Source organism: Staphylococcus rostri, from assembly GCF_002902145.1.
Classification (GTDB): Bacteria; Bacillota; Bacilli; order Staphylococcales; family Staphylococcaceae; genus Staphylococcus; species Staphylococcus rostri.
On the sequence record NZ_PPRF01000003.1, the window covers coordinates 1 to 4439 of the forward strand.

Genomic DNA, 4439 nt, shown 5'->3' on the forward strand with positions numbered 1-4439 from the left:
CTCAGGTTATAATCTTTTTTGGCTTGGCATTATCGGAACGATTTTTGAAGTAATGAAACTCATTTTTGAAATACCTTCCGGCGCGATTTCTGATAAATTGGGCGTTAAATTCAACTTAGTGACGTCATTTATTTGTCTGTCACTGACATGGCTATTATTTCCATTCGCCTCACACTTTTCGATTTTACTCTTGATATTACTTGCCTGGACAGTTTCGGAATCGATGTTCTCAGGTACGTTCGAATCTTGGTTGAGTCACACGATTCCATCTCAGCAGTTTTCTCAAGCGCTGTTCAATAACACAAAAGTTTTCATACTCTTTATTATTTTAATCTCGCCATTATCAGGATATTTGTATCAACTTAATCACACGATTCCATTTGTGTTGGCAGGCATTACGTCTATCATCTTAACTGTTTATATGTTGCTATTTGTAAAAGTAACACCTATTGTACAAGCAGATTCTGAACAACCACATGAATCTATACGGGCAATTATTAACAATGCAGCGACGGTATTATTTAACAGCAAAAGAGCTTTTCATATTATTATCGCCAGCTTTTTCTTCGCTTTTGTGATTGATACAGTTGACCGCTACTGGCAACCGTACGCACAACATATTGATATAGATACACATGCGTTTGGCTGGATTACAACGATGGGTGGCATTGTATTATTAATTGTTTTACATCTCTTTTCAAAGTATGATCATCACTTCAATCAACTGCCTGAGATTTATCATACATTCATTACATGTGTAACGATTATCTTGATTCTATGCTTAACAATTGGTAAAAAACTCGTGGCTTTTATCAGTATTTCTTTAGTTACAGTGATGGACGACTTAATGAATACGCTCATTAATAATGCTCTAAACCAAGAAATGAACCGACAAACAACAAGTATGGCAACCATCTTCTCTCTTAATGGTGCATTTGGTGCAATGGGAGAAATCTTATCCGGTGTTCTATTTGGTTATGTCATCTCACAACTCGGCTACCAAGCTACCTTTATTCTATGTAGTGCGATACTGATCATTCCACTCATACTGTATGTTAAAAATATTAATCTTCTTTCAAACAGATAGCTTCAATAAATACGTAAAGCGCCGAACATCCCACTTACGATGCTCGACGCTTTTTCATTTTATACTTGCTTGAGAACGCCATCTTCCATGTGATAGACCTTATCGCAATAAGATGTCAGACGTTCATCGTGTGTCACCACAATACACGTTTTATTTTGTTCTTTCGTTTGTTCTTTTAAAATGCGCATCACTTCCATCGCATTTTCCGTATCCAATGCGGCAGTCGGCTCATCTGCCAAAATAATTGAGGGCTTCGTATACAACGCTTTTGCGATTGCAACACGTTGTTTTTGACCACCTGATATTTCGCTCGGCAATTTATTTTCTAGCGCATCTAAGTTGAGTTGTGTCATTAATTTTTGATAAACGTCGTCACTCAACACGTCTTTTTTCTGCTTTGCGAGTAACTTGAATTGCTGCTTAACTGTTAAAAATGGCACCAAGTTCGTCGCTTGTAAAATAAACCCAATCTCTTGCATTCGCGTTTGGGCAAGCGCTTTTTGAGACATTTTAGAAATATCTTTGTCATTAATTAAAATATCTCCAGATGTTGGCGTTTGTAACGCACCCGCCATCGTTAGAAACGTACTTTTACCTGAACCAGATGGCCCAATAATTGCGATTAACTCATTTTTATCAAACTTAATAGATGTCGGTTTTACCGCTTGTATTGTTTGATTTCCGTCTTTAAAATCTTTCGTTACATTTTTAAATTCTAACATGTCATTTTCACCTTCCTTTACCCAATCGCTTTCAATGGATCGACTTTGCGAATCGTCAATATTGAGAACAAGCTACCAATTAATGATACAGCAATAAGCACTACCGCATAGATTGCTAATGTTATGGCATTGAATTTAATTGGCACCACTGCTGGTAAAAACACCCCTGTTGCAATCGTTAACAGCAAACCAATCACGGTACCTGTCGCAGCAATTAAGAATGTTTGTGACAGTACCATTTTCGCTAAATAGCCATTTGTGAAACCTTGTGCCTTCAATACGCCAAATAAACTTGTTTTTTGTAGCGTAATGACGTAAAGGAAGATACCAATAACCGTTGCTGAGATGACAAATAGGAATGAAATCATAAAGTTTAATGTTAGATTCTGTGCTTGATAACCCGGTAAATTTTCAATAAAACTTTCTATTTCAATCGCTTCTAAATCGCTACTTATCATTTTCTGATCCCAGTTACTATCTTTCACAACAACTGCATTTGTCATTTTGTCATTCAAAGATGGATTCAGTTTTTCAATTGTTGCATCATTCGCAAATACGACTGGTGCCGCATTGTATTTAGCACTTTCGCTAAAACCAACAATTTTTAACGTCTCATCAGATTGCGATAAAGACAGCGTATCGCCTATCTTAAACCCTTTTTCTTTCAACGTTTCATCGGCAATCACTTCATTATCCGCACTAAACTTTTTCCCTTCCAACATTTTAGGAATTAAGAACGAATCTTTCGTCACACCATACAACAACGCATTTTCTTCTTTATCACCGTTCGATACAATGACACCCATTTGTTTCAATGTCGTTTGCTTGTCATAAACATCGGCAACTTCTTTTTTGTCAAATAATGATTGCTGCACTGTTTCATTCGCATCTTTATTCAACACAATCGCATCGGCTTGCCATTTATCAATACCTTCTCTGTTCATATTCATTAAGCCACTTGCCAGACCTGACAGTAAAAACAACAGGTAACTAATCATAATGAGCACACCGATAATGAGACCGAACTTCAATTTGTTTCGTTTAATTTCATTCCACGCTAAAAACATAAACACCCTTCTTTCATTGTATAGATATAATATTCCCTTATAATTAATAAAATAATCATAAATATCTCGTTGAAAACGTTGATATAACAATAGTCAATGAAATACATCTTACCACTTATTTGTATAGATATGCAGTATAATTGCTTAGTAATATGGTAAGAAATAGACTATGGAAGATTTCTTTTTTTAGCAGCTCATTATCAATCAGTGACTCAATGATGTACTAGTCTTAACAAACTTTACTATTCTTTATATTACGTCTGTACTTCTCCTACAGAATCTTAAATTTCGCAATTTTTTCTTTTTATATAAACTATGTTATAATAACGGTAATCATGCATCGGCTTTCGCCAAAAGCCCCACACTACCGCAAATAGTGTGGGGCTTCTTTTTGGCCTGGCTCATCGTCTGTTATTATGTTCGTCACGCTTTCGCAGCCAGTGAGCAAATAGCGCAACAATGCAACCACTAATGACCGTAGTCGCAATATGAATGACCAAGTCATGCATCAGCTTCCCCTCCTTTCTACGCCAATTGACGCCTAGGAGTTAGACGACTTGTTTTTATAATATACTTTCACACACTTTATAGTCGAACAGACATTCTTCATTTTTTGACACGCTTATCACTACTTTTCTTATCTATAAAATTTATTTTTTAATAAGTACTCCTAATACCAAACAAACTTTTATTTATAAATTTTAAATAAATAATCACAAAAACTTTACTTTTCTGAACTTTCAGAACAAAATAATGATTAAAGGGGGAAATTATCATGATTGATATCAAAAAACAAGCTGCAGAGTTAGAGTTTAAAAAATTTTTTCTCTAATAGACAGTGATCAAATGTATTACATGCCAAAATGTATTGTTGATGACGTATGGCATGAAAAACTGAAAAATCAAGAGGCATATAAGGAGTTTTGCTTAAAATACAACAGTAATCTTGTTGACCATGTTGAAAATAAGGGGTTTGGAAACCTACCTTGGTTACAAAAATATGAAAAGCTATATGGAAAACTTTCTTTAGCGTGGTTTACTAGTCACGATGGAAAAGTTACAACTCATTTATATGAAAAATATATAAAAGAGGGAGATATAAAGCTCGAATGGGATTGTGTTCCCATAATTTCTACAGACTGATTAATATAAAATCTTTTGGAAGCGAAATTTTAAATTACTCTCATAGAAAATGATATATAAGTTGTATGTTCTTCTAATTTATCAAAACCTAAACGTTGTAACGTTCTAATACACCTACAGTTACCTATAGATGTATTAGCTATAATAGTTTCTATAGCGTCCAGTTCTTTAATAATGGCATTAAATGATTCAACTATATATCCTTTACCAACTTGATCTTTATCTAACCAAAAACCTAGTTCAGCTTGCTTAGACAGAGCGTCAATATTACGTAAGGTAATTGATCCAATAAGATTATGATTTTTATTTTCAAAAATATAAAATCTATACTCTTGATTATTAAGAAATAGTTTTTTATATGCCTTAATTATATTCTTTGTATCTTTTTCACTGGATATATTCCTTACCCATGGTAAAAAC

6 protein-coding genes are annotated in these 4439 nt (G+C 34.4%); 2 read left to right on the plus strand and 4 right to left on the minus strand.

The genetic code is table 11. The features are described 5' to 3' along the window. A partial coding sequence (locus CD122_RS00530; RefSeq protein WP_103357077.1) for an MFS transporter occupies window positions 1–1087 on the plus strand: 1087 nt, incomplete at its 5' end. Window positions 1088–1146: 59 nt separating this feature from the next. Here CD122_RS00530 and CD122_RS00535 read toward each other — a convergent pair. The 3 genes from CD122_RS00535 to CD122_RS11725 all read right to left on the minus strand — a co-directional run bounded on the left by CD122_RS00535 (window position 1147) and on the right by CD122_RS11725 (window position 3385). Then, entirely contained in the window at window positions 1147–1809 is a 663-nt protein-coding gene (locus CD122_RS00535; protein WP_103357078.1) for an ABC transporter ATP-binding protein, read from the minus strand. A gap of 17 nt (window positions 1810–1826) precedes the next feature. Beyond that, window positions 1827–2876: an ABC transporter permease gene (locus CD122_RS00540; protein ID WP_103357079.1), complete on the minus strand. Its 1050-nt coding sequence runs from the start codon at window positions 2874–2876 to the stop codon at window positions 1827–1829. Between the two features lie 401 nt (window positions 2877–3277). Beyond that, the gene (locus CD122_RS11725) at window positions 3278–3385 is read right to left on the minus strand and encodes a type I toxin-antitoxin system Fst family toxin (protein WP_142381163.1); all 108 of its coding nucleotides are present in this window, start codon (window positions 3383–3385) and stop codon (window positions 3278–3280) included. 346 nt (window positions 3386–3731) lie between these two features. Between CD122_RS11725 and CD122_RS00545 the strand changes: the two genes are divergently transcribed. Next, a complete protein-coding gene (locus CD122_RS00545; RefSeq protein WP_240624094.1) occupies window positions 3732–4019 on the plus strand; it encodes a hypothetical protein in 288 nt (95 codons plus the stop codon). A gap of 29 nt (window positions 4020–4048) precedes the next feature. On the opposite strand, the gene CD122_RS00550 is transcribed toward CD122_RS00545, so the two are convergent. Continuing rightward, window positions 4049–4439 (minus strand): GNAT family N-acetyltransferase (locus tag CD122_RS00550; RefSeq protein ID WP_142381164.1); only part of this gene is annotated, 391 nt, incomplete at its 5' end.

What these genes read in the sequence shown, in the direction of transcription:
- CD122_RS00545 (WP_240624094.1), top strand. Translation starts at nt 3,732, where the DNA reads ATGCCAAAATGTATTGTTGATGACGTATGGCATGAAAAACTGAAAAAT.
- CD122_RS00535 (WP_103357078.1), bottom strand. Translation starts at nt 1,809, where the DNA reads ATGTTAGAATTTAAAAATGTAACGAAAGATTTTAAAGACGGAAATCAA.
- CD122_RS00540 (WP_103357079.1), bottom strand. Translation starts at nt 2,876, where the DNA reads ATGTTTTTAGCGTGGAATGAAATTAAACGAAACAAATTGAAGTTCGGT.
- CD122_RS11725 (WP_142381163.1), bottom strand. Translation starts at nt 3,385, where the DNA reads ATGCATGACTTGGTCATTCATATTGCGACTACGGTCATTAGTGGTTGC.